General features: G+C 52.0%; 22 protein-coding genes, 2 tRNA genes and 1 pseudogene. 10 read left to right on the top strand and 15 right to left on the bottom strand.

The genetic code is table 11. The features are described 5' to 3' along the window. The 6 genes from ACYQ11_RS19230 to cbiB all read right to left on the bottom strand — a co-directional run bounded on the left by ACYQ11_RS19230 (position 1) and on the right by cbiB (position 7,659). Positions 1-1,869: a tetratricopeptide repeat protein gene (locus tag ACYQ11_RS19230; protein WP_459925442.1), complete on the bottom strand. Its 1,869-nt coding sequence runs from the start codon at positions 1,867-1,869 to the stop codon at positions 1-3. Then, a complete protein-coding gene (locus ACYQ11_RS19225) occupies positions 1,866-3,362 on the bottom strand; it encodes a glycosyltransferase family 2 protein (RefSeq protein WP_459925441.1) in 1,497 nt (498 codons plus the stop codon). Before ACYQ11_RS19225 ends, ACYQ11_RS19230 begins: the two co-directional genes overlap by 4 nt. Further along, positions 3,359-4,576: a glycosyltransferase 87 family protein gene (locus ACYQ11_RS19220; RefSeq protein ID WP_459925440.1), complete on the bottom strand. Its 1,218-nt coding sequence runs from the start codon at positions 4,574-4,576 to the stop codon at positions 3,359-3,361. Before ACYQ11_RS19220 ends, ACYQ11_RS19225 begins: the two co-directional genes overlap by 4 nt. Before the next feature lie 23 nt (positions 4,577-4,599). Next, positions 4,600-5,844 carry a diguanylate cyclase gene (locus ACYQ11_RS19215; RefSeq protein ID WP_459925439.1) on the bottom strand — a complete coding sequence of 415 codons (1,245 nt, stop codon included), beginning with the start codon at positions 5,842-5,844 and terminating at the stop codon, positions 4,600-4,602. 63 nt (positions 5,845-5,907) lie between these two features. Next, the gene (cbiR, locus tag ACYQ11_RS19210) at positions 5,908-6,690 is read right to left on the bottom strand and encodes a cobamide remodeling phosphodiesterase CbiR (RefSeq protein ID WP_459925438.1); all 783 of its coding nucleotides are present in this window, start codon (positions 6,688-6,690) and stop codon (positions 5,908-5,910) included. Positions 6,691-6,699: 9 nt separating this feature from the next. Further along, a complete protein-coding gene (gene cbiB / locus ACYQ11_RS19205; RefSeq protein ID WP_459925437.1) occupies positions 6,700-7,659 on the bottom strand; it encodes an adenosylcobinamide-phosphate synthase CbiB in 960 nt (319 codons plus the stop codon). A 730-nt stretch (positions 7,660-8,389) separates the two neighbouring features. Between cbiB and ACYQ11_RS19200 the strand changes: the two genes are divergently transcribed. The 4 genes from ACYQ11_RS19200 (at position 8,390) to ACYQ11_RS19185 (ending at position 9,624) form a co-directional block, all read left to right on the top strand. Next, positions 8,390-8,465 (top strand) — tRNA-His (locus tag ACYQ11_RS19200). Positions 8,466-8,479: 14 nt separating this feature from the next. Further along, positions 8,480-8,556 (top strand) — tRNA-Arg (locus ACYQ11_RS19195). Between the two features lie 586 nt (positions 8,557-9,142). Beyond that, positions 9,143-9,331 (top strand): hypothetical protein, encoded by a 189-nt coding sequence (locus tag ACYQ11_RS19190; protein WP_459925436.1) that lies wholly within the window; start codon positions 9,143-9,145, stop codon positions 9,329-9,331. Next, the gene (locus ACYQ11_RS19185; RefSeq protein ID WP_459925435.1) at positions 9,328-9,624 is read left to right on the top strand and encodes a type II toxin-antitoxin system RelE/ParE family toxin; all 297 of its coding nucleotides are present in this window, start codon (positions 9,328-9,330) and stop codon (positions 9,622-9,624) included. Before ACYQ11_RS19190 ends, ACYQ11_RS19185 begins: the two co-directional genes overlap by 4 nt. Positions 9,625-9,934: 310 nt before the next feature. On the opposite strand, the pseudogene ACYQ11_RS19180 reads toward ACYQ11_RS19185, so the two are convergent. After that, a pseudogene (locus ACYQ11_RS19180) lies at positions 9,935-10,096 on the bottom strand (transposase); the annotation flags it as partial. Here ACYQ11_RS19180 and ACYQ11_RS19175 point away from each other — a divergent pair. The 5 genes from ACYQ11_RS19175 to ACYQ11_RS19155 all read left to right on the top strand — a co-directional run bounded on the left by ACYQ11_RS19175 (position 10,055) and on the right by ACYQ11_RS19155 (position 15,392). Then, the gene (locus tag ACYQ11_RS19175) at positions 10,055-10,519 is read left to right on the top strand and encodes a cupin domain-containing protein (RefSeq protein WP_459925434.1); all 465 of its coding nucleotides are present in this window, start codon (positions 10,055-10,057) and stop codon (positions 10,517-10,519) included. The pseudogene ACYQ11_RS19180 and the gene ACYQ11_RS19175 sit on opposite strands and share 42 nt — an antisense overlap. 14 nt (positions 10,520-10,533) lie before the next feature. Beyond that, entirely contained in the window at positions 10,534-11,700 is a 1,167-nt protein-coding gene (locus tag ACYQ11_RS19170; protein WP_459925433.1) for an iron-containing alcohol dehydrogenase, read from the top strand. An 83-nt stretch (positions 11,701-11,783) separates the two neighbouring features. Beyond that, positions 11,784-12,191, top strand: coding sequence for a PaaI family thioesterase (locus ACYQ11_RS19165; protein ID WP_459925432.1), 408 nt, complete (start codon positions 11,784-11,786; stop codon positions 12,189-12,191). A 106-nt stretch (positions 12,192-12,297) separates the two neighbouring features. Then, positions 12,298-13,164, top strand: a complete 867-nt coding sequence (locus ACYQ11_RS19160; protein ID WP_459925431.1) for a DUF169 domain-containing protein — start codon at positions 12,298-12,300, stop codon at positions 13,162-13,164. Positions 13,165-13,205: 41 nt separating this feature from the next. Next, positions 13,206-15,392 carry a molybdopterin-containing oxidoreductase family protein gene (locus ACYQ11_RS19155; protein WP_459925430.1) on the top strand — a complete coding sequence of 729 codons (2,187 nt, stop codon included), beginning with the start codon at positions 13,206-13,208 and terminating at the stop codon, positions 15,390-15,392. 157 nt (positions 15,393-15,549) lie between these two features. On the opposite strand, the gene ACYQ11_RS19150 is transcribed toward ACYQ11_RS19155, so the two are convergent. Then, positions 15,550-16,443: a phosphorothioated DNA-binding restriction endonuclease gene (locus ACYQ11_RS19150; protein WP_459925455.1), complete on the bottom strand. Its 894-nt coding sequence runs from the start codon at positions 16,441-16,443 to the stop codon at positions 15,550-15,552. 279 nt (positions 16,444-16,722) lie between these two features. Between ACYQ11_RS19150 and ACYQ11_RS19145 the strand changes: the two genes are divergently transcribed. After that, positions 16,723-17,061, top strand: coding sequence for a hypothetical protein (locus ACYQ11_RS19145; RefSeq protein ID WP_459925429.1), 339 nt, complete (start codon positions 16,723-16,725; stop codon positions 17,059-17,061). Here the strand turns inward: ACYQ11_RS19145 and ACYQ11_RS19140 are convergent. The 7 genes from ACYQ11_RS19140 to ACYQ11_RS19110 form a co-directional block, all read right to left on the bottom strand. Further along, positions 17,034-17,669 carry a hypothetical protein gene (locus tag ACYQ11_RS19140; RefSeq protein ID WP_459925428.1) on the bottom strand — a complete coding sequence of 212 codons (636 nt, stop codon included), beginning with the start codon at positions 17,667-17,669 and terminating at the stop codon, positions 17,034-17,036. The two genes, ACYQ11_RS19145 and ACYQ11_RS19140, sit on opposite strands and share 28 nt — an antisense overlap. Before the next feature lie 116 nt (positions 17,670-17,785). Then, a complete protein-coding gene (locus ACYQ11_RS19135; RefSeq protein WP_459925427.1) occupies positions 17,786-19,285 on the bottom strand; it encodes a histidine phosphatase family protein in 1,500 nt (499 codons plus the stop codon). Further along, entirely contained in the window at positions 19,266-19,844 is a 579-nt protein-coding gene (locus tag ACYQ11_RS19130; protein ID WP_459925426.1) for a hypothetical protein, read from the bottom strand. The genes ACYQ11_RS19135 and ACYQ11_RS19130 overlap by 20 nt, the downstream gene beginning before the upstream one ends. Continuing rightward, the gene (locus ACYQ11_RS19125; RefSeq protein ID WP_459925425.1) at positions 19,814-20,542 is read right to left on the bottom strand and encodes a hypothetical protein; all 729 of its coding nucleotides are present in this window, start codon (positions 20,540-20,542) and stop codon (positions 19,814-19,816) included. Before ACYQ11_RS19125 ends, ACYQ11_RS19130 begins: the two co-directional genes overlap by 31 nt. 43 nt (positions 20,543-20,585) lie before the next feature. Continuing rightward, complete coding sequence (locus ACYQ11_RS19120) at positions 20,586-21,404, bottom strand: radical SAM protein (protein ID WP_459925454.1); 819 nt, start codon at positions 21,402-21,404, stop codon at positions 20,586-20,588. A 64-nt stretch (positions 21,405-21,468) separates the two neighbouring features. Beyond that, on the bottom strand, positions 21,469-22,284 hold the full coding sequence (locus tag ACYQ11_RS19115; RefSeq protein ID WP_459925424.1) for a glycosyltransferase family 2 protein: 816 nt from the start codon (positions 22,282-22,284) through the stop codon (positions 21,469-21,471). Between the two features lie 37 nt (positions 22,285-22,321). Then, on the bottom strand, positions 22,322-22,524 hold a 203-nt coding region (locus tag ACYQ11_RS19110), incomplete at its 5' end, for a hypothetical protein (protein ID WP_459925423.1).

The raw sequence follows: 22,524 nt of genomic DNA, 5'->3' as shown, positions 1-22,524 counted from the left end.
TCAGGGTGTTCCTTCCAAAAGACGCTTGAATTCAGGCAGGCTGCGGAGACGATCGAGCTGTTCGTCCCGGGCCAGAAGGTCCCGGCGGTTGAATCCGGCCGCCAGGGCCCTGTTCAGGTAGTCCATGGCCCTGTCCGTCTGCCCGTCCATGGCATACACACAGGCCAGGTTGTAGCACAGACTGACCCGTGCGCCGGGCAGCACCGTAAGGGCCTTCTCATAAACCTCCGCGGCCCTTTTCAGGCGACCGTTGTCGACGAGCAGCCGGGTAAGGGCCGACAGGCGTTTCATGTTGTCCGGCTGCCGGCTCCACAGGATTTCACCGGCAGCAACGGCGTCATCGATCCGCCCGTGTTTTTCGTAGATCACAGCGGCGTTTTGAACGGCGGATTCCAGGGAGGGCTTGAGGGCCATGGCCCGCTCGAAATGAACCAGGGCCTCCGTATCTCTGCCCTGCCCCGCCAGAATCACGCCCAGATTGACGTGAACCTCGGCGTAGTGGGGATAATACTCAAGAATGGCCTGATAATGGGGCACGGCCTCAGCACCCTTTCCCGCCTTGTCCAGGGCGAAGGCCAGATTGACCAGCGAGGCCCGGTCATCGGGATTGACGGCAAGGGCGTGACGGTAAAGCCGGATTCCGTCTTTCCAGTGCCCCACCTGTATCCAGGTCAGCACAGCCAGACAAAGGCAGACGGCTGCGGCCGTCACCACGAAGGGCCGGGTCGGCGGGCGCTGTCCCCCGGCCCAGGCCAGGGCCGTGAGCAGCCCGATCATGGGCACGTACATGAACCGGTCCGCGTGGGCCGGCCACAATCCGCCCTGAATCAGCCCGGACACCATGACCAGGTTGCCGATAAACCAGAACCAGCCCACCATCAGAAAGGGACGAAGACGGGCCTGCCAAAGCACGGCCCCCGTGACGGTTACGAGAAGGGCAAGCGTCGGAAGGGTCTTCCACAGGGAAATTGACTCGGGATAAGGATAGTGAACCGAAAGGCCCACGGGCCAGATCATCTGGACCAGATAGACCCCGTAGGCGGAAACGGCGTTCGACAGCCGCACAGCCATGGGCACGGCGTCAAGGGTCGTGGCCTCGCCCACAAAGGAGGTTTTGGTAAAATTGACATAAAGCACAAGGCCGGTGAACACCAGAAAAGGGATTTTTTCCAACACCGGCGTCAGATTCATGAGGGTCCGGAGGCGATACCGCGTCGTTCCACCCTCCCGAAACAGAAGAAACCGGTGAAAGGGCCAGATGTCCAGCAGCAAAAGGGAAAAGATCAGGGTGATCACCGAGGCTTTGGCCATGAGTCCCAGGACGAAACACACAAAAACCATCAGGTAGGACACGAGGTCTTTTCGCGTCAGATAGCGCAGATAGGCGAGCATGGCGCTAAGCCAGAACACCGTGGACAGCACGTTCTTCCGACTGGTCACCCAGGCCACGGATTCCACGTTCAGGGGATGAAGGGCGAAGAGGGCCGCGATCAGAAGACTTTTCGAATAATCCCCGCTGACCTTCATAAAAAAGGTAGACAAAAGAAGGACGTTCAACAGATGGAGGATCAGGTTGTGGCCGTGGTGCATGGAAGGATCGAGGCCGAACAGATGGACGTCCGCCATGTGGGACAGCATGGTCACCGGCATCCAGTAGGGGCCCGATTCATGGCCGAAGTCAAAGGCCCAGCGAATCCCATCCCGGCTGAATCCCCGGTTGACAAAGGGGTTGTCCGTCACGTACACCGGATCATCCATGCTGATGAAATCGCTCGAAAGGACGCCCTGATAGACCAGGACCGTCACCGCGAGGACCAGCACGAGACCCGAGGCGCGTTTCAAACGATCCGCCAGACGCTCCGTTTTCACCACTCCCGTCTCCTGTCGTCAAGCCAGTCCATCAGATCGTCGATCAGCAGATAGACCAGCCGTTTTCGGAAAATCAGCGCCAGCATGGAAAACCCGGTCCGAAGCACCTGAAACAGGCCCTTCGAATGCTTGGATTCCCCGCCGATGCGACCGTGGTAGGTCAGGGGAATTTCGATGACCCTCAGATAGTGGCGGATGGTTTCGATGATCATCTCCGGCGAAAAGGCCGGGCCGTCGGCGTTAAGGTCGTCCCTGATCCGACCCCAGGCGTCCCGCCAGATAGCCCGATAGGTGCACCCCACATCGGTCAGCCGGGGTTCGTTCCGGTTCCACCAGAGCATCTCAATGATCTTGGCCGCGGCGGCGTTGCCGAACCGTAAAAAGAAATTCATGTTGGCGCCCTGCTCGATCATCTGCTTGGTGGTCCGGGTGCCGATGACCATGTCCGCGTCCTTCATGTATTCAAGTATTTTCCCCAGATCACGGGCCGCAAAGGATCCGTCGGCCTCGGTGATCACCAGGATGTCCCCCGTGGCCCGCGACATGCCGTAACGGATGGCGTGGCCGTAGCCTTTGAGACGCCGCGAAAAGACCAGGGCCCCCTTTTCCCGGGCGATGTCCGCCGTCCGGTCTTTGGACCGGTTGTCCGCCACGATGATCTCCGCCACATGGGGCTTGAAATCATCGATCACATGACCGATGGACGCCTCTTCGTTGAAGGCCGGAATCACCAGACTGACGGTTTTCCGGTCAAAGGCCCGACCGCGAACCAGGTGATTGGCCCGGTTGAGATCATCGGCCGTGTTGACGTTCACATAGTCCCCGTCGAGGAAAAACGGCAGAACCGTTTTCCCGGACCGGATCAGAAAATCCACGGCGTCGACCAGCTCGACGATGCCGCTCCGGGGAGACGGCGCCGTCATCCGGATGGCCCTGAAAATCTCCGCCGTGAACACGAAGGTCCCGCAGCCCATGACGCCCGGAATGGCGCCCACCGGCTTTTCGATCAGACGGCTGACCCTGTCTCCGGTCATTTCGACCATATAGTTTTTCCGGATTTCCCGCGGCGTCGCGTTTTGCTTCACGCAGCAGATCGCCGAAAAATCCCGGCCAAACAGGTCCACAAGACGGTGGTGGTCCGCATTCTGGTACACCTCGTCACTGAGCATCAGGCAGAAGGGGCCGTCAACCAGGGGTTCCACCGGAAGAAGGCCCCGTGCCAGGCCCGTTTCCGGCTCGGGGTTGTCGATGTATCGAATATCCAGTCCGGAGCGGACGAAGGGCTTGAGCACCTCCTCCACGGCCTGCCGGTTTTTCCCGACGATCACATGGATCGTGTCGAGCCTCAACTGCTCGTGCATGATGGATACGATCCTTGAAATCAGCGGGACCCCGTCCACCGTCAGCACCACCTTCGACCGCCGCTTGGACGCCGGATAAAGGCGGCTCCCCTCCCCGGCTGCGGCGATCACGCCCGTCATTTTTCCTGTCATATCCGCTGCCCCATCCTTTCACCGTCGGACCAGTGCGCCGCCACCAGAAAGACCAGGGCGTTGAGCCCGATAAACTGAAACGACAAAACCCCCAGCACCGTTTTCACCATATCGGCGATACGGACCCACCCCGCCAGAAAAAGGGCGGAGGTCAACACAAAGCCCGAAAACGTCGTCAGAAAAAGCGTAACACTCACCAAGCCGCCCCGCTTCCTGCCCATGGCGGCGAACAGATACACCGAACCAAGCATAAGAAGCCCGTGATCGAACCGGAAGTTAAACCCCAGGCAGAGAATCAAGAGACTCCCGAACACATGGACATAAAAATCGTTATCACGCAACCCGATGGCCCCTGCCGACACCATCCGGATCACCGTGAAGAGGGCAAGGCACCCGTAAAGACCCGCCGCGGTCACGGTCAGGGGAACAACCATGGCCCCGTGGATCAGACCCTCGCGGACCAGCTTGTTGAACAGGTCCTGCCAGCCTGCGAATCCGTCGGCCACCACAGCAAAGCCGATGCCGTGAATCCGCATCCGTCCATAGGTTTCGCCCATGGCCCGGATCATCTCCACATGGGTGTCCCAGCCGAACAGCATCAGGGATACGACACAAAGAAACATCATCCACAGGCCGATGCGAAGCGCAAAGCCGTATTTCCCGCAGATCAGGGGGGCCAGAAAAAGGGGCAGGAGAAAGACCTTGAACACCAAGGCCAGACTGAAAAACAAAGCCGCCGTCCCCTCCCGTTTTCTCTCCAGAAAAAACACGCTGAGCAGCAGGCAGCAGGCCACCTCCGCATAGATGTTCAGGTAAAAAAGCTGTGTCAGGCCGAAAGTCAGGGCAATGAGAATCACAGCAAACCGGGCCGTGGGGCTTTCCCGCAACAGCCCGGGCCTGATCCGGTCGACCAGCACCAGACTGACGCCCAGAATCAATACCGTCTGGACGCCTTTCAACGCCACGGCGATGTCAACCGGCAGAAAGCCCCAGGGCCCGAAGGCGATGACGGTCAGGGGAAAGTTGAAAAACACCGTATCCTCGGGGAAAAATACTCCGCTTTTCATGTATCCGGAAAGCCAGGTGCAGAACATGTGGTAATCGACCCCGTAGAAGAAATGGAGCCGGGTATACACGAACCAGAGGCTCGCAACCATACCCGCAGTGCTGATCACCAGGGCGCAGCGCTGAAACGGCGACATGTTATGGTTCACATACGAGCCCATCCATTCCGTCCTCAGTCAGCCGGCTCAACGCGGTTTCTGCCGTTGTTTTTGGCTTTGTACAACGCCTGGTCCGCCCGGTCGATCAGCCGCTCGGCGGTTTCATCCCCGCGGCGGACGGCCACCCCGGCGCTGATGGTCAGGCGAATCGCTCGCCGGTCGTCGCTTTGGCAGTCGACGTTTTCGATCATACGCCGAAATCGTTCGGCCAGCCCCAGGGCGTCATCACGGGACGTTTCAGGCAGGACGACCATAAATTCCTCTCCCCCGAACCGGCAGACAATATCCGACAGTCTTACGGTTTTTTTGAGGGTTGCGGCCACTGTTTTGAGAACGCGGTCCCCCGTCAGATGGCCGTAAGTGTCGTTGATCGGCTTGAAATGATCAATATCGAGCATCATCACGCACAGGGGCGTTTTGGATCGCCCGCCCCGGGCAAATTCTTCCGTAAGCCGTTTGAACCCTTCACGTCGGTTCAAAAGGCCCGTCAGGTGGTCGGTGGCCGCCATGTCGATCAGTCGTTTTTCAGCCCGTTCCAGATCACGGATGAAATAACGGGAGATGAAATAAATCAGAAGAACGATAATGACAATGACCCCAAGAACCGACAAAAACAGGTAAATCCGGTTGAACTTCATATCTGCCATGATCGACTGGGTCGGCAGGGTCACGCTGATTCCCCCGCGCACATCTCCCGTCTTGTAGCCCTGGTAGCCGTGGCATGTCAGGCAGACGGATTCCGTAACCAGGGGCGCCATGTAGCGAAAAACCTTGCCGGTGGGGGTTTTTTCGTAAACACTTTCTTCTTGGGAGCCGTTTTCGAAAGCTGTCATCGCTTCACGCTCGAACGCATCGGGGGCGTTTTTGGGATTGATCGGGTCAAGGCTGGTGATATGAAACCGGAACAACCCCTCCCGGTCTGCGATTTCAGAAATCTCACGGGTGGCCAGGGCCGGGTTTTTCAGCATGTACGTCACCCCGTCCGTATCCTCGATCACCGCCTTCAGCCCGGGAATGACCTCAAGGTAGGGATTGACCGTGTCGCCCGGTTTCATGGGGACATAGATCCCCTGATGGGCGGCCATCCATGTGCGGGTGATGACAATGCCCTCGAAAAAGGCGCGCCCCGTATTGACCATCTGCTGATGGAACATGGCGTCCGTCCTCAGATAGAACCCCAGGAAAACGGAAAGAATGATCAGGTTGATGACCAGACAGATGCCGATCAGATATTTTCGGACCGCATTCGTGGATGACATGGCTTAGTTCCTCAAAATGAAGCGGCCTCCATGAAAAGACCGCGAAAAAAGCTCGTACCGTTTTCACAGTGCGGCCCTGAAATAATCCAGCGAGCGCTTGAGCTTGTCCAGGGAAAACACTTCGATGGAAAGGGTTCCGGTAAAGTCTTCGAGCATGGTCCTCACCTGTGCGAATCCGGCGGGCGGCATCCGGTCCAGGCTCTGGTGATCCATGCCCCGCTCCACCGCGTGAAGATGGATGATGGAAATCCGGTTTTTCCAGGTTTCATAGACGGTCAGCGGATCCAGTCCCTGAAGGATCACATGCCCCACATCGAGGCAGACGGACAGATCGAGATCCTCGATCAGCGGTTTCAGCAGGTCGATGGGGTAATCCAGGGTCTCAAGGGAAATCAGCCGGGGTTCAAGTCCATGACCCAGAAGACGAACAAAGGAATCTCTCGCATCGGCCAGCCAGCCGTCCACGCCCCCGCCCCGGTCCGGATCGTACGGCAGATGGATGGTCAGGGTCGACGGGTTCAGCGGCCGGGTCAGATCGACGATCTTTCGATAGGTTTCAATGGCCAGATCCCGCTCGGCCGGGTCCGGCGAACCGGCATCCACATCGGTGGGCATATGGATATTGTAGCTGACCTCCCCCTGCTGCCGGAGCCGGGTGAGCTGCTCAAGCTCCCAGGCGTCGGGCAGACTGCCCGGCTCACGGCTTTCGAAGAGAAGCAGTTCGATCTCATCGAGAAAGGGGGCAAGACGCCGGACATTTTCCGCGTAAAGATCCGGATAGATGAACGAGGTGGTTCCCAGTTTGAAAAGGTAGCTGTTTTTAAAGGACTGATTCAAGGTTTCCATGGCGGGTCCTTAAAGCATGCCGACCAGATGGGCCAGGGTCATGGCGACAAACACGGACAGCGCCGATGACACGACCAGCAGATCACAGGCCGCGTTGACGTGATCTTCGCCAACGGGTCCGAACCCGTCGCCGATATAGGGTTTGTCCACCAAAACCCCGCCATAGAGATTGGGGCCGCCCAGGCGGACGGTAAGGGCGCCGGCAAAGGCGGCTTCGGGAAAGCCCGCATTGGGGCTGCTGTGCCGGTGTCCATCCCGCATGGCCGTGGTCCAGGCCTGTTTCCAGTTTCCTTTTTTCAAAAAGACGGCCGCCGCCACAACGGGCACGGCGAGCCGGGCCGGAACATAGTTGGCCAGATCATCGATCCGGGCCGACGCCCGCCCGAAATCGGCGTAGGTGTCATCCTTGTATCCCACCATGGAGTCCAGGGTGTTGATCATTTTATACGTAAGGGCAAGGGGCGCACCGCCGATCCCTGCAAAGAAAAGCGGAGACAGCACGCCGTCCACAAAATTTTCAGCAACCGTTTCAAGGGTCGCCCGGCGCACGCCCTCTTCATCCAGAGGCTCCACATCCCTGCCCACGATCATGGCCAGCCGTGCCTTGGCCCCATCCAAACCGGAACCCGAAAGGGCCGCCATTACCCCCAGCGCCTCCCGGCGCAGGGAAAAGGCCGAAATCGAATAATAGATCATCACGATTTCAACGACCGCCCCCAGAGCGGGATGAACCGCCCGAGCCAGCAACAGACTCAGCCCGCATATTAATAAGGTAGAAACGATCAGCGACAGGGCGAACAAAAGCCCTGCCCGCCGGGCATCGGGAAACCTGCGCCTGAAAACCGGTTCAAACCGTTCAATGGCCCGTCCCATCCATCGCACCGGATGGGGCAGCCACCGGGGATCACCCAGCAGAAAGTCCAGCAGAAAGGCCAGCGGCAGGATATACCAGTCGGAAATAAAAAACATCGGTGTCTCCAGAGCGTTTAAGGGTGGATCATGATGGTGTCGATGCCTGTAGATAATCAAAATCCGCTTCCCTGTCAAGGCATCCGGTATCCCAAAGCAGGGCAATCACATGCCCCTTATTCTTATTAAGAAATGACGGCTCCGTAAAAAGTCCGATATCTTCGTTACGCGTCATCCCTCGTCACTGGGGTGTACCCTAAGTACGCCTCATTCCTCGGGATTCGCAAGCCTTGATCTCGAACATTTTACGAAGCCGTCCAAAAACTTACTTTTTACGAGACTATCAAGAAATATTGGGTTCACAAAGAGCCGGGCATGCCCCTGTTTATTGACCACTCGCTCGCTGCACTCACTGAAGTGCACGAAGGGCCACGAAGAAAAGCAAAAACGGTTTCCGTGAGAATCTCAGTGGATTGATCTCAGATCAATCCTGCCGACTTAAACAAACCCTCAAAGCCGGAAAGAAACACACCGCTTGAGCCCACGGCACCCTCTCCGTGGCTTTGTGCCTCTGTGAGAGTTCTTAAACCAGCTTCCCCGAAGGGGACGGTCTTTTCTGGTTTCTCACGGAGACACAAAGCCACGAAGAAAAGCAAAAAAGGCCTCCGTGAGAATTTCAGATGTAGATCGAAAACCAAATCGAAATCGTTCTCAGATTTTAAAACCCCCCGGATAAAATCCCTTGTCAACCGTGATTTTATCTGCTAAATAGCCTGTGTTCTTTTTTATGGTGAGCGTAGTTCAGTCGGTAGAGCACCGGATTGTGGTTCCGGTCGTCGCGGGTTCGAGCCCCGTCGCTCACCCCATTAAAAAATCCAAGGCGCCCGTAGCTCAGCTGGATAGAGCGCCGGACTTCGAATCCGTAGGCCGGGGGTTCGAATCCCTCCGGGCGCGCCATAAAAATAAAGCCTAAAACGCACGACTACCTTGCGTTTTAGGCTTTTGTTATTTTTACAGCATATTTATCGAAATTTTCCCAAAACCCCCAAAACCGCTTACCCACCCACGTTTTCAGCACATTTCCAGAAAAGACAGGAACTAACCCGGCAAAAATCCTTTAAAACCAAGGGCCGGAGTCCGTTGCATGGTCCCCGGATGACCCGAGATTGACCCGAAGTGGTTTTTTTATCAAAACAATTTGGCGTAAGGATTTATTTTTTCAATGTGTATGTGTGGATCGTTGCGTCCGCACGACAAGGCGGCAGTTTTTTTACCTGTTTTAGGCGTTGTTCAAAATTCCTGATCACAGTCATGTTCTCTGAGGTTAGGATTTGGCAAACGGCCTCAAAGGTGTTACATTTTTAAAAAAATGTGAGAAGGAGGGTTTACATTCTTTGAAAGTCTTTTTCAGGACTGGAACGGTCTTTGGACGAAGATTTAATCCCTATAGTGTAAAAAACAGCATTCACTAAAAAACGGTAAAAAACAACGAATGAAAGGGCTTATCGTCGGCAAGGAAGCCGTTCGGTAAAGGAGAGATGACATGCAGACGGATACCATCAAACAAAAAGCACACCAACTTCTGGATAAACTGCCGGATTCTGCGACATGGGAGGATCTGATGTATCAAATTTATGTCAGACAGACGATTGAAGCCGGTATCAAGGACAGTGACGAAGGACGGACAACGGATGTCAAGGATGTACGCAAAAAGTTCGGGTTGAACGCATGAACATTCGATGGACCGACAATGCCATTGACCACTTGACCAACATCCATGATTACATTTCTCTGAACTCGCCCATGTACGCCAAACAGATGGTAGATCGGATCACCCGGAGGTCCCAACAGATCGTCGATCAGCCGACATCGGGCCGCAAGGTTCCAGAGTATGATGCAGAAGATATCCGTGAGTTGATCGAGCGGCCCTACCGCATTATTTACCGAATCAAAAAAAGCCAGATCGATGTCTTGGCGGTGATTCATGGGGCAAGACTTCTGACCGATGACATCCCATCCGTTTAAAGCAAGGAACGTTTTCGTGCGCGTCAATCCGATAAAACCAGAAACAAGGAATCAGGAAAAACGTCTCAGGGCGTAGACCCCTGCAACGTTTTTCCTGACGCCCTTCGATCGACACACAGTCCTGCCAACCGTCATTTCCCGGGATACGTGCGTCTGAACGTCTGAATTTTTGTGAAAACGAAGACCCTAAGGCCTGTGAATGAGTCTGAATTTTAACGGCCATGGCCGCTTTCGCACTTTAGATGATCATTTTATTTGCGTTTGTCCCTGGTGATGTGTGATGTGAGGGTTGGTTCGGGAGATGCCCGACTTAGATCTTATCCGTAAATAGCCCCTGCCTAATTGCAGCTGCCATATGCAGCAGTGCCAAATAGGTATCCTTAAGTTTTTCATAGCGGACCAGAATTTTTCGAAACCGATTGAACCATGAATGGCTTACTTCAACCACCCAGCGTCTTGCTTTCCATTCCGGGTTGTTCTTTTTTTCCTGAATCTCTTCTTCACCGGAGAAAGCATCTTTCCGAAAGGAGATAAGAACGAAGCTTATGCCCGCTATTTTACAGGAACAAGTTATTTGAACATGCTTTCCCTGAAAGGCGTCATCGTCGCCAACGTCACCTTTGAGCCGGGTTGCCGCAACTTCCGGCATATCCATCACAAAGGCGGCCAGATCCTCCTGGCCACCGCCGGGCGCGGCTGGTACCAGGAAGCGGGAAAACCGGCCAGGGCGCTCCTTCCCGGTGATGTGGTCAACATCCCGCCGGAAACCGTGCATTGGCACGGAGCGGCCAAAGACAGCTGGTTCGCCCACGTGGCCATTGAAGTGCCTTCTGAAGGCGGCTCCAACGAATGGCTGGAACCGGTTTCAGACGAAGAATACAATCAACTTAAATAACAAAGGAAATAACCATGCAAATAGATTTTACCTATTACAATCCCACGACCATTTATTTCGGGAAAGAATCGCTTTCAAACCTTAAAGGGGAATTGGAGCATTACGGAGAAACCGTCCTTCTGGTTTACGGAAAGGCAGCGATCAAGAAAAACGGGATCTATGACAATGTTATCGCTATCCTGAAGGAGGCGGGGAAAAAGGCTGTCGAACTCTCGGGCGTGATGCCCAATCCCACGTACAGCAAAATGCAGGAAGGATGCGAGTTGGTCCGTAAACATGATGTCGGCCTGATCCTGGCCGTTGGCGGCGGTTCGGTCATCGACTGCGCCAAAGGGATATCCGTATCCGCCTATTGTGACGAGGACCCGTTTACAAAGTACTGGCTTCAATACCAGCCTGTGTCCAACAAAACGGTCCCCGTTGCATCCATTCTGACCATGGTCGGAACGGGTTCCGAGATGAACGGCGGGTCGGTGATTACGAATGAAGAGACCAAAATCAAAGCGGGCAGGGTTTTTCCAGCGGACGTATACCCCAGATTTTCCATTCTCAACCCGGAATACACCTATACGGTATCGCAGTACCAGATGGTCAGCGGGGTCTTTGACACCATGTCCCACCTGATGGAGCAGTACTTTACAGGCACGGATTCCAATACCACGGATTACCTGATCGAGGCCCTGCTTCGTTCCTCCATCGACAATGTCCGTGTCGCACTGAAAAACCCGGAAGATTACGAGGCGCGCAGCAACATCATGTGGAATGCGACCCTTGCACTCAACACCATTACCGGGCTTTCAAAAGTACAGGACTGGCAGGTTCACATGATCGAGCACCAGCTCGGGGCATACACGGATTGTGCCCACGGCATGGGCCTGGCCGCGATTTCCCTCCCCTACTACAGGTACATTATGCCGGGCGGCATTGATAAATTCGCGCGTTTTGCAGCCGAAGTCTGGGATATTCCCGCTGAGGGAAAATCAAGGGAGACACTTGCCAAAGAAGGTATTGACGCGCTTGAGGCATTCTGCAGGGAATGCGGCATCGTGCTCTCACTTAAAGAGCTTGGAGCAACCGAAGATATGCTGCCGAAAATTGCCGGGTCCACCTTCATTCTGGGAACCGGATACAAAAAGCTGACGGCGGGAGAGATTCTGGACATCCTCAAAGAATGTTTCTGAAAAATCATCGCGGCATGGCGATTTCGTGTATAATGCGTTTTCAACCATGGACAATATCCGAATCACCCAATGCGGAGGCATGTATGTCAACTCCAGAGTATTTCAATAAAATATTTGCCGACAAGCTGCCCGGTCATCTGGGCATTGTTGTGACGCATATGAGCGGAACGGAAGTCCGGGCGGAGATGGAGGTCAATCCCTCAAACATCGCCCCGAACGGATTTCTGTTTGCCGGAAGCGTGGTTATGCTGGCGGACACCTTGTGTGGAGACGGATGTATCTCCAATCTTCCCGACGGTGCATCGGGCTTTACCACCATTGAACTCAAGTCCAACCACCTGGGAACAGCCCGGGACGGGACCGTTGAGTGCACCGCCAGGGCCGTTCATATGGGGAGGACCACTCAGGTCTGGGATGCCGTTGCGACCCACAAGGAGACTGGTAAAACCATCGCCCTGTTTCGGTGTACCCAGATGATTTTATATCCGTAAGAATCATAAGATTACAAGGAAGGGTCCGACAACATCGATCAAATACAAAGATATCAACGTGCAAGGGGATTGATACGCATCAGCGAACAGGCAAACAGGAGGCCGCATGACAATACAATCAATACGTGAAGACACCCACATATTTCTCGATCATCTGGGATTGGACGAAGAGCCTTTGGGATTGGACGAAGAGCCTTTCGGTGTGTATTACGCCGACACCCTGCCGGAAAAAGCCTACGGCCCCAAACCCGGGGTCCCCATCACGCGGGAACTGGAGGATGAAGGAAAGGTGGACATGCAGGAGGTCATGAAAACCTTTTCCTGCGTTATGGGAAACATCTGGCTGGCCAGGAAAAAAAAGTCTGCGGCCTTTATTTCAACGGAACAGTACGGGTGCCCCGGAGGCGTCTTCTACTGTTCCATGATGAAACCCAACTTGAGGTTCATCGAACATTATGTCACCACGGGTTTTGAAGGGACACCCATCCATGGCGAGCGATACCTGCCCTCCCCTGAAGCCATGAGAACGTTCCTTGACACCGTCAACCCCCGCAAGGCACCCGCGAAATATTGTATCTTCAAGCCCCTGTCTCATTTTTCAGGTGACGAGAAACCGGAATTTGTCATCTTTTTCGCCCGTCCTGAAGTATTGACCGGCCTTTTCACCCAGACGATGTTCACCACGGGCGATGTAGAATCCGTGGCCTCCCCGTTTGGAGCCGGATGCACCAACATCCTTGCCTGGCCGCTTTACTATCAGGGAAAGGGCTTGGAACGAGCCGTGCTTGGCGGTTTTGATCCTTCAGCCAGAAAATTCATGAAGTACGATGAATTGACCTTTACCGTGCCTTTGGCCCTGTATGAAAAAATGCTCAAGGCATTGCCCGAATCCATGTTCAATGTCGGTAAAAACTGGAGCGTGGTCCGCAAAAAAGTAAACCGAAGTGCAAAGGCCTGGGGGGAGATCGACTAGATTATCGTTTCAACGTCAACCACCATGAAGGAGGGTTTTATATGGCCGAAATCAAAAAAAGCTATTGCGGCCTGTGCCATCCGCGTTGCGGGACATTGCTGCACATCGAAAACGGCAGGATCGTGAAAGTGACCGGCGACCCGGACCATCCCATCAACCGGGGCGTCATCTGCGAGCGGGGACGATTGATGCCGGATCATGTCCATCACCCGGACCGCCTGAACCATCCTTTAAAACGGGTGGGAGAAAAAGGCGGAGGACAGTGGCAAAAAATTTCATGGGACCAGGCTTTGGATGAGGTGGCCGAAAAACTCTCGACACTCAACGACCGTTACGGGGCCGAAACCCTGGCGTTCACACACGGAACCAAACGGACCTACCACTGGGACTGCCGCCGTTTTTTCAATCTGTTCGGATCACCCAATACCTGCGGCGTGAACAACATCTGCATGTGTCCGAGTTACGCCACGGAATATGCGACCTATGGCGGCATGGTGATGGGACCGAGGATGGGTGCCGAGTGTATCGTAAACTGGGGCAACAACCCGTCCAATTCCGAACCCACCTTTGCCTACGCCCAACTGCTCCATGCCAAAAAGGAAGGGGCAAAACTGATCACCATCGATCCCAGGCGCACCAGAGAAGCCGAAACGGCAGACCTGTGGCTCCAGGTTCGTCCGGGAACGGACGTGGCCCTGATGCTGGGCTGGATTCGCCTGATCATCGACGAAGACCTGTACGACCATGATTTTGTGGAAAACTGGACCGTGGGTTTTGACGATCTCAAAAAGGCTGCCGCCCCCTACACCCCTGAAAAGGTATCCGACATCACCGGCGTTCCCAGGGATCTTATCGTTCAGGCCGCACGCATGTACGCCACCAGCAAGCCGGCCCTTATCCCCTGGGGTTACGGACTGGACAAGCAGGGCATCAACTCCACCCAGTGCGCCCGGGCACGGGCTATTTTACGGGCCATTACCGGAAACCTGGAGGTCCCCGGCGGCGAAAATTTCAGCATTGCCGAGCCTGTCGGCAAGGTCCGCGACTGGGAGCATCTGGAGATCAACGACGTCATCCCCCGGAGCCAGAGAGACAAACAGCTGGGTGCGGACCGTTATCCCTTTTTCGGATTCCCCGGCTGGGAAAAGAACCTTGCCGCCAACCACAAACTCCCCCATGGCCGAGTGATGGCCCCGGAAGCCTGGCATTCCAACATGGCCCATGCCAAAGACGTTATGGATGCCGTCATCACCGGAAAGCCCTATCCTGTGACGGCGGCCATTTCGCTTGCAAGCAATCCCCTTCTTTCCTTTCCCAACACCAAACGGGTGTATGAGGCCCTCACAAAACTCGAGCTTTATGTGGTCATGGACTATTTCATGACACCGTCGGCCGCTCTGGCCGATTATGTTTTCCCGGCCTCATCCACCGTGGAACAGCCCGAAATCTGGCTGACCGGCGGTTTCTGCATGGCCTGTACCCAGGGGATTGACCCCCTTTATGAACGCCGCAACAGCTACGATTTCTACCGGGGTCTCGGCATTCGCCTGGGACAGGAAGAACACTGGCCCTGGGAAACCGTGGAAAAGGTCTACGATTACTGCCTTGAGCCCGTGGGACTGACCTTCAAACAGCTGTCCGATCAGTACGGGATTTTCGGCAAAAGAGAATTCAAGGGCTACGAGAAGTACGGTTTTGGTACGCCTTCCGGTAAAGTGGAACTTCGGTCCTCGATTTTTGAGGATTTGGGTCTTTCTCCCCTTCCCGTTTACCGGGAACCCGTGTGCGGCCCTTCGAGCAGCCCTGAACCTTCCCGGGACTATCCCTTTATTCTCATTACCGGCAGCCGTTTCATGCCCATGTACCATTCCGAACAGCGGCAGATCGAAAAAGCCCGCACAAAAAATCCCGACCCGCTTGTTACGATCCATCCGGAGACCGCGGCAAAACTCAAGCTCGAGCCCGGAGACTGGGCCGTCATATCGACCCCCCTTGGGAAAATACGCCAGCGGGTCCGGCTATCGGACAGCATCCGACAGGACATGGTGGATGTTCAGCACGGCTGGTGGTTCCCCGAGCGTGACCAGAAACTTCCGGACCCGTTCGGGGCGCTTGAGTCCAACGCCAACATACTCTGCCCGGACGACCCGGAATTCTGCAGCCCGGAAATCGGAAGCTGGCCCCACTCTGCATTGCTCTGCAACATTGAAAAGGAACCGTTGGATTGATCACAAGCCCAATCCAATCTCCGAACAATTGCCGGTGATAATAAGCGATGCCTTCTTCAACAAATATCCGGTTGATGTTATTTGGTAAATCCGCAGATTGCGCAGATTAGAAATAAGCGGCAACGGTGACGATAGGCTTTTCAAGGCCTGGTCAAGATCAGGCACAATGCCGTCCATATCCCTGAAACACTTCGTTGACATGCCAGGTGACAAAGTGAGGTTCGGGGAAAAAGGACGGCCGTTGCGGTCGCCTGAGTTCTTTGCCGTGATAGGCCATGAGCCATTCGTCAAAGCCGCTGCTGCCATGAGCCCGATCGGAAACGATGATTTTCATGGTGTCGGACAGGGTAAAGGCACCGCGGTCGAACAGCTTGTGATGCAGGGAACAGAGAGCAACGCCATTTTTTTCCACATCAGGCCCACCGGCCTGATGCCATTTGATATGGGCGGCCTCAAGGGCTACAAGGGACGTTCCGACACGCACATTGAAACCGCAGACCGCGCATCGGTATTCATAGGCATTCAAAATCTTGTCCCTGAAATTGGGATCACGCGTTCGTTTGATCTGTTCGGCAAAATCCAGGTCAAGCCCCACCGCCTGAAGGATGTCTTCGTGGATGGATGCCGGAAAATTTTTCTCCAGGATGGACAGCGCGATCTCCGGGATTTCTTCTTTGTGGGACACAAGATAATCGTAAATGTCTTTGTTGAAACCACCCTGCACATTGTATGTGATCAGCTCCCCTTTTCTTGCATCGCTTTTGCCCGGCCGACCAGCGACATGCTCGGTGTTGGTCAATTCCCAGATGCCGTCATTCTGAAGCCGCCAGAAGGGATACTCGGGATGGTAGATTTTTCGGGTCGGACCGAACTCCATCAACACCTGTTTCAGGGGGTCATAAATATCGGCAAAGCTGATAAACCGATCCTTTTCCTGAATGCAGTGAGCCAGGGCAATCAAAAGTAAAAGCGGCTTGTGGGGCGCCCGCTGGCCGCCTTTTTTCCACAGGGTAATGTGGTCGAACAGATCTTTTATGCGGGTTGAATTGATCATCCTCCCCCTCCGGGGTTCTTTAATCTTTGATTTACGAGAGCAAGGCCTTAGCTGGGCTAAAATTTCGAAATATTTAAAGAGATATCATAAACTGAAAGTCAGCCCTGCATACATCCAAAGGTTCTTTACACCAGCAATGGACGGCAATCAGGGTAGCGCCCCTCAGGACGATTACATCTCCTCTCTGACAAAAATGGCACACGGTCAGCGGAAGCAACTGGTTTCCATTTATTACAAATGTCCTGAACCTAATCGTATCAGGATTCATGAAAAAAAATGGCCATTTCCTCTGCTGAAAAGCACCATTGCATCAAAGAAAGAATCCCTGAATTCCACCACTCGTGTTTTTTGATTGCAATTAATGAAATCTTTTTTCAGCGCCTCAAAGACAACAACAGATACAGTATTAAAAATGATGGGATTGATTTAATTTCCAGAAGGAAAAATTCAATCAAGGACAAAATTACAGATCAGCACATCAAAGAGCTCTATGAAATGAGGTTGAACCTTATCAGTTGGCGAAAAATATCCGAATATTTTCAGAACCAGCATGGCATCGCGATAAGCCATACTTCTCTGAAAAAACTCTATGATGATTTTGAATCCCATGCGTGACTATATGCCTGTTTCCAGCTTTTTGTCATAAAATCGGGATCACCAACAAATCGTTCAGTCCGTTTAGCGTAAATATCATTAAAGAAATGACCACAATACCGGCATGATCTTTCCAATATATCATCCATATTACAATGTTCAGGCGGCAAGCTTCGAAACCCCAGCCCTTGTCTAAATACGCGTTCGATTCCGCCTGACACTGCACATGGGAAGTATCCCAAGGGTGTTAAACCTGAACCACAGTCTGAACAGATCCAACAGCCCTTCGTAAAATCTTCATTTTTCCATGCATCATAATCTATGGGAGCTTTATTGAATGGTTCAAAATGGGCCACATACCTTTCATCTTTAAAGGAGCCAGTATATATCCAGTTGCCCGGAAGCCGGGCCAACACCTTTCTGGCATTTGTGCCATAACCATTTGAAACAACATAACGGCTGCATTCCGGGGAATACGCCTGACACCACGCCTCGATCATGCCAACCATTTGTTCCAAACCTGGATGAAGTGTTGGTTCACCACCAAGGATACGAATACTTTCCCACCATCGTTGTTGTTTTGTACTCTCGGAAAGAAATCGTTCTATTGTATCCAGATCCATCATCATTGAAGAAGGAAGCTGTGAGCAGGATCTGTCACATTGGTAACAGTGGAGATTACAGGCATATGTAATATCGATTTCTATTCGTAAAGGATTGGGTTTATAGCGTGTCGGCCTGTGTATCATCTAAGCCTCTGCAAAACGTCATGGTCTATATGAAATCCGCTCAAACCCGTTCCGGTAAATTCAATGACACCGTATGCCAGATAACAAAGTGCCTGACAGACGATACCCTGTGTGACAAAGAGCTGTTTTTCATAACACGATGCCATCTTTATAAAATCAGAGAATTCCTTGGATGCTTTCCATTCATTATAAGACTGAACAATTGAGCCAGACACTTCTCCCTTCAACCACTTTGTCACTAAACGAGACCACCCGATCTTTCTTTTTAGTTTTCCCCATTCGTCCTTGCGATATATTCTTGGTCCCAAAAGCACCGGAGTTATCTTTAAAGAAGCCTGATTTCCATGGGCCAGTATCTCTGATGTATCCAAACATCGTTTAATGGGAGACGACCAAATCATATCAACATTGTTCTTCAAATACCGAGCCCAGTGGCCCGCACGAGACTTCCCATAATCACTCAGTCCTCTATCACTATCGCCATAGGTATCATCGTAGTCTTCCTGTTTGTATGAATGCCGTAATACAACAAGCCCGCCATCATTTATAAGACGGGTCAATGGAAGAGTTAAGTGTCCTTCCGGATATATCACATGGGAGACCGGATCATTTCCTGCTGCACTCCATAGATTCATATCCTCAATCACGTCCCAATGTTCAATCTGCGCAAGAGGGAATTGACATGTTTCAATTTTGCTTCGAACCAGAGGCAAATTGCCTTCATCTATTTTCAATGCATTATTCGGATGGATATAACCCGTACGGCCATCACCACCACGAAGGGAAACAGTTCCAGTCTTTTTCTGCTGCTGATGAACGGCGTGATACCAGCCTTGCGACCAGCCATCTTCATCAACACCATTGGGTAAAGGACAAAGGCGACGCATTCCTTCAACATCGATCAAAGCACATCGAACCTCAGGTTTGTACTCACCCTCGGGGGCATGATACGATTTATATTCCCAATTTTGTTTCAGAATATTAAACCCCACACTTATCGCACGATCGTTTTCCTGGAGGGCGAAAAGCATATCCCCGAGCCAGTCATGGCTATGATCTCTGGTGAAAAACAGAGTATCTATGTCGAGTTGAAAGATGAGGCTCTCCCGCATCTGATCAAAAGCCCACAACTGAGTGGTCACAGGAATACCGGTTTTCGTGTGCGTCACACCTTCCTCTATGGCAAACCAATTCTGATTGGTTGCAACTGCAGAGTCAGTATCAGCCTTTGGCCCCATCATCCATCGGGTTATTCTCCCATTGTTTAAAAATGTATTGAGCACACGAATCAACGTGTCTTCATCACCAGAACTGTATTGACGCAGGTATGTTGCCCGAGGCGGATCAACCACGACCGATATTTCCTGATACCGTGGATCTGTTCCAAGAAAAGATAAAATATGGTTCAGCTGGTCATGTACAATACCTGAATCCTGGGGGCAGGTCTTTATCAGCACACTGACCGGTTTATCAATCTTAATACGTAAACGATTCAAAACAGCCAATCTCTTTTAAAAAAGCATTAAAGCCCCGATTGTTTTCACAAATTGAAGAGCAATGGTTTTCATTGATCATCGCCCATGCCCGCCATGCATTTTCCCTCAGTGAGTATCCATCAAGATATTGAAAATCCATTCCCCAGTCGGTCAATATCAGGCGTTCTCCTGTTATTCTGAATGAATTCCTTCTATACCCCAGGTAAAGCCAGTTCATACGTTTCAGATCGTTTATCATCTCTATCAGAGATTTTTCATACCCACCCTGATAGGGGTCACTCTCCGGCATGAAATAACTGATCTGCCAATATCCTGACTCATGGAATAATTTTAAATCATCGGGAACCCATGTAAAATCAAAGGATGCAAACGAGGCAACGGCATCTTGAAGCAATGGAAGAATTTGATCCTGCTGACTCGAAGTCCAACCGTCAAAGATTTTAATCACAGTATCGTTTTTTTGGAAAACGACCCCTTCTTTACCCCAGCCGATTAAATGAAGGCCTTCTATTCCAGGATAATTTTTCATCAACATATCAAAACGTTTTTCCTGCACCATTCCTTCACCCAGTCCTTCAATCGCAATCGGCTCTCAAGAGCCCTTCCGGCCTCCCCATTTATCCTTGAGAGATCTCCATCCAGACAATAATCAACCCAGAACCAATCCTCGTGAACCAGTCCCTTTTCTGGATACTCAAGAAGCAACTGGGCCAAAAGCCAGTGATCTTCAGCACTCTCTTCTCTGGGATATCGATATCCACTCCCCCGGCGAAGCCACAAGTTGCACGAAGGCAATTCCGTATTCGTGTTACCCTCCGCCATGGCCACCAGCCGTTCATCCAGGTATAAAGGGTCAAGCAATTTTTTGACGGCTCTGTTCAGACGTAGGCAGATCCCATTGTGGATTTGACGGTTACCCGCAAGCATCCATGTTGTATTTTCACTGATATCAACGTTTTTCACACTGTTCAAATAGTCTAAATCATAGATAACATCATCGGCATCCAAACGCCCGATCCATTCACAGCTTACGAATTCCGAATCAACCCAATCAAGAAGATTGTTTCTTGCCTTCCAAGAGGTGCCGGATAATGCAGCCCCATGCACCCAGCGTCTTGAAGTCAATTGGTGAAGCTCTTCCCGTTGGCCTGGGCTCTCACCATCCTCAAGAAAAAGAAGACCAAACTCCTTGTGCAGATTTAAAAGTTGATCAACCTTTTCAATGAATGCCTGCTTCAAATGATCGGTTGAACGCATACATATCCCAATCAGCCATGTACACAAACGGACCTTTTGGGCATCACCAGAAATGATCCTCACGTTTCCTTTTTTCCCACTCATCATACAACCGTTTCCATGTGGGTGATATCTGCTCTTCGTTCAACGACGGCCTCAAATTGAACGGCACAAAATGCCCATCATGAAATCGTCCGCATAAACCGCAAAAACGAGCCATAAGATCTGTCATCGAATCATTGTCCTCAGGCAGATCTTTCCGGCCAATTCCCCACCCTGTTATTCTGTCTATCCCCGCCGCAATGGCACACGGATAATATCCCCCCGGCCCAAGCCCCATTCCGCACTCTGCAGCAATGATGCAACCATTTCTATAATCTGAATGCCTGTATCGCACCTCATCCAATGGGGCCATATTGAACGGTGCAAATGCTGTCTGGACATTTGATTTTTTGTAACTGTTTTCTACCGCAACCCAGCCTGGTAATGAATCAAGCCTTCTTTGAACGGTTTTTCCATAACCATTACTGACCACCTCGATTAAACAGTCCGGGTTATAACTTCTGTAACGATCCAGACAATCAATCACAGAAAAAAACTGACTATGAAGTGTCGGTTCTCCACCCAATACCCGTATGGTTTTCCACTTCTTTTGTTTTGTAATGGACTGCCTTACAAATGAACCAATCTGATCAAGTGACATCTCCATGGCAGTCGGTGCCTGCTTTACCGAACGGTTACAGTTCAAACAATGGAGATTGCATGCATAGGTGATATCAATCTCGATTCGTTCCCGACTTCGTTGATATTGCGGTCCGAGCCATAGAGTCGGCAGTTTTCCTATCCTCACATGCCGGTAAACTGACTTGAGATAAAAGTACATTCGCCAGTACATGACAAAGCGTTTACGCACCCTTCCCGGCCTGGTAAAATGCCCGTGCGGCCTTCTATGATCCACGCTTTACCCCAAACAGCCTATCAGCCCTATCCCAGTATTGTGACGCCTGGTAATCGGACATGATTCCACCGTATTTATTCCAGAAGTCGTAAACACTTTTAGCTTTCAACGGGTTCATTCTGCAGCTCAGTTGATCCCCGTTTGTGTCAAGAAACCAGGTCGAGGTGAATTTTCCTGTATACCTTATATCAAGCCCAGAATGTTTTAAGACACGTATGGCAAGATCCCGATCATGGGAACTCACCAACGCTTCATCAAATCCCCCAACGTGATAGAGAAAGTTAATACTCATGAAGGTATTCGATCCCCGCCAACCGGGATTGTCGAATAAAAAGTATTTCCAGCAAAGCTCGGAAACAGGTTCAACCTGCTGTTCAACACCGTTCAGAATAAATCTCTGGCCGCTGACCACAACATCTGCAGATCTTTGTCCATTGGAGCATGCCACATCCAAACAGCATTCTATATGATCGTCATCCCAGGTGTCATCATCGTCTATGATAGCGACATAGGAGTCCTGAAATCGTCCTCTTATCCAGTCCAGCCCGCTATTCCATGCACCCGCGACCCCAGCTGTTCTGACATTTTTCAGAACAACCACGTCTTCAATCTCTGAAAGGTATTGTGAGGATATCGTGACAAGTTCGGTCAAATCATCTGATTGGTTATCCTGAACAATAACGACAACGTCCGGTTTTTTGGTCTGTTGATTGATGGAAGGCAGGCTTCGGGAAGTCAATTTTCCCTTGCGCTGTTTTGTTGCGATTAACACGGCAAGCGGTTTTTTATTGTATAGTGAAGACATTGCAGGCTGTCATATTGTATTTTACAAAAAACGATGGCTACTTACCATGTGCCAATGATGAAAGCTTCTTACTTGTCAACCGAGTAAGAATATCATCATTCCCCAATCTGGCATCTCCAATCTTTCGTGCTGCGAATTCTCTCCATTCTATGTTTCCAGATGATTTAAAAGAGTCCCAAAGAGTACGCATCGTTCTCATGCATTCTTCAGAAAACATTTTGAAATCTTCTACACTGATAT

Source organism: Desulfatiferula olefinivorans, assembly GCF_054657895.1.
The sequence above is the reverse complement of the archived record's forward strand: the minus strand, read 5'-3'. Positions and strand labels throughout refer to the sequence as shown.

What these genes read in the sequence shown, in the direction of transcription:
- ACYQ11_RS19225 (WP_459925441.1), bottom strand. Translation starts at nt 3,362, where the DNA reads ATGACAGGAAAAATGACGGGCGTGATCGCCGCAGCCGGGGAGGGGAGC.
- ACYQ11_RS19215 (WP_459925439.1), bottom strand. Translation starts at nt 5,844, where the DNA reads ATGTCATCCACGAATGCGGTCCGAAAATATCTGATCGGCATCTGTCTG.
- cbiR (WP_459925438.1), bottom strand. Translation starts at nt 6,690, where the DNA reads ATGGAAACCTTGAATCAGTCCTTTAAAAACAGCTACCTTTTCAAACTG.
- cbiB (WP_459925437.1), bottom strand. Translation starts at nt 7,659, where the DNA reads ATGTTTTTTATTTCCGACTGGTATATCCTGCCGCTGGCCTTTCTGCTG.
- ACYQ11_RS19190 (WP_459925436.1), top strand. Translation starts at nt 9,143, where the DNA reads ATGCAGACGGATACCATCAAACAAAAAGCACACCAACTTCTGGATAAA.
- ACYQ11_RS19185 (WP_459925435.1), top strand. Translation starts at nt 9,328, where the DNA reads ATGAACATTCGATGGACCGACAATGCCATTGACCACTTGACCAACATC.
- ACYQ11_RS19175 (WP_459925434.1), top strand. Translation starts at nt 10,055, where the DNA reads ATGGCTTACTTCAACCACCCAGCGTCTTGCTTTCCATTCCGGGTTGTT.
- ACYQ11_RS19170 (WP_459925433.1), top strand. Translation starts at nt 10,534, where the DNA reads ATGCAAATAGATTTTACCTATTACAATCCCACGACCATTTATTTCGGG.
- ACYQ11_RS19165 (WP_459925432.1), top strand. Translation starts at nt 11,784, where the DNA reads ATGTCAACTCCAGAGTATTTCAATAAAATATTTGCCGACAAGCTGCCC.
- ACYQ11_RS19160 (WP_459925431.1), top strand. Translation starts at nt 12,298, where the DNA reads ATGACAATACAATCAATACGTGAAGACACCCACATATTTCTCGATCAT.
- ACYQ11_RS19155 (WP_459925430.1), top strand. Translation starts at nt 13,206, where the DNA reads ATGGCCGAAATCAAAAAAAGCTATTGCGGCCTGTGCCATCCGCGTTGC.
- ACYQ11_RS19145 (WP_459925429.1), top strand. Translation starts at nt 16,723, where the DNA reads ATGGCCATTTCCTCTGCTGAAAAGCACCATTGCATCAAAGAAAGAATC.
- ACYQ11_RS19140 (WP_459925428.1), bottom strand. Translation starts at nt 17,669, where the DNA reads ATGATGATGGATCTGGATACAATAGAACGATTTCTTTCCGAGAGTACA.
- ACYQ11_RS19130 (WP_459925426.1), bottom strand. Translation starts at nt 19,844, where the DNA reads ATGGTGCAGGAAAAACGTTTTGATATGTTGATGAAAAATTATCCTGGA.
- ACYQ11_RS19125 (WP_459925425.1), bottom strand. Translation starts at nt 20,542, where the DNA reads ATGCGTTCAACCGATCATTTGAAGCAGGCATTCATTGAAAAGGTTGAT.
- ACYQ11_RS19120 (WP_459925454.1), bottom strand. Translation starts at nt 21,404, where the DNA reads ATGTACTTTTATCTCAAGTCAGTTTACCGGCATGTGAGGATAGGAAAA.
- ACYQ11_RS19115 (WP_459925424.1), bottom strand. Translation starts at nt 22,284, where the DNA reads ATGTCTTCACTATACAATAAAAAACCGCTTGCCGTGTTAATCGCAACA.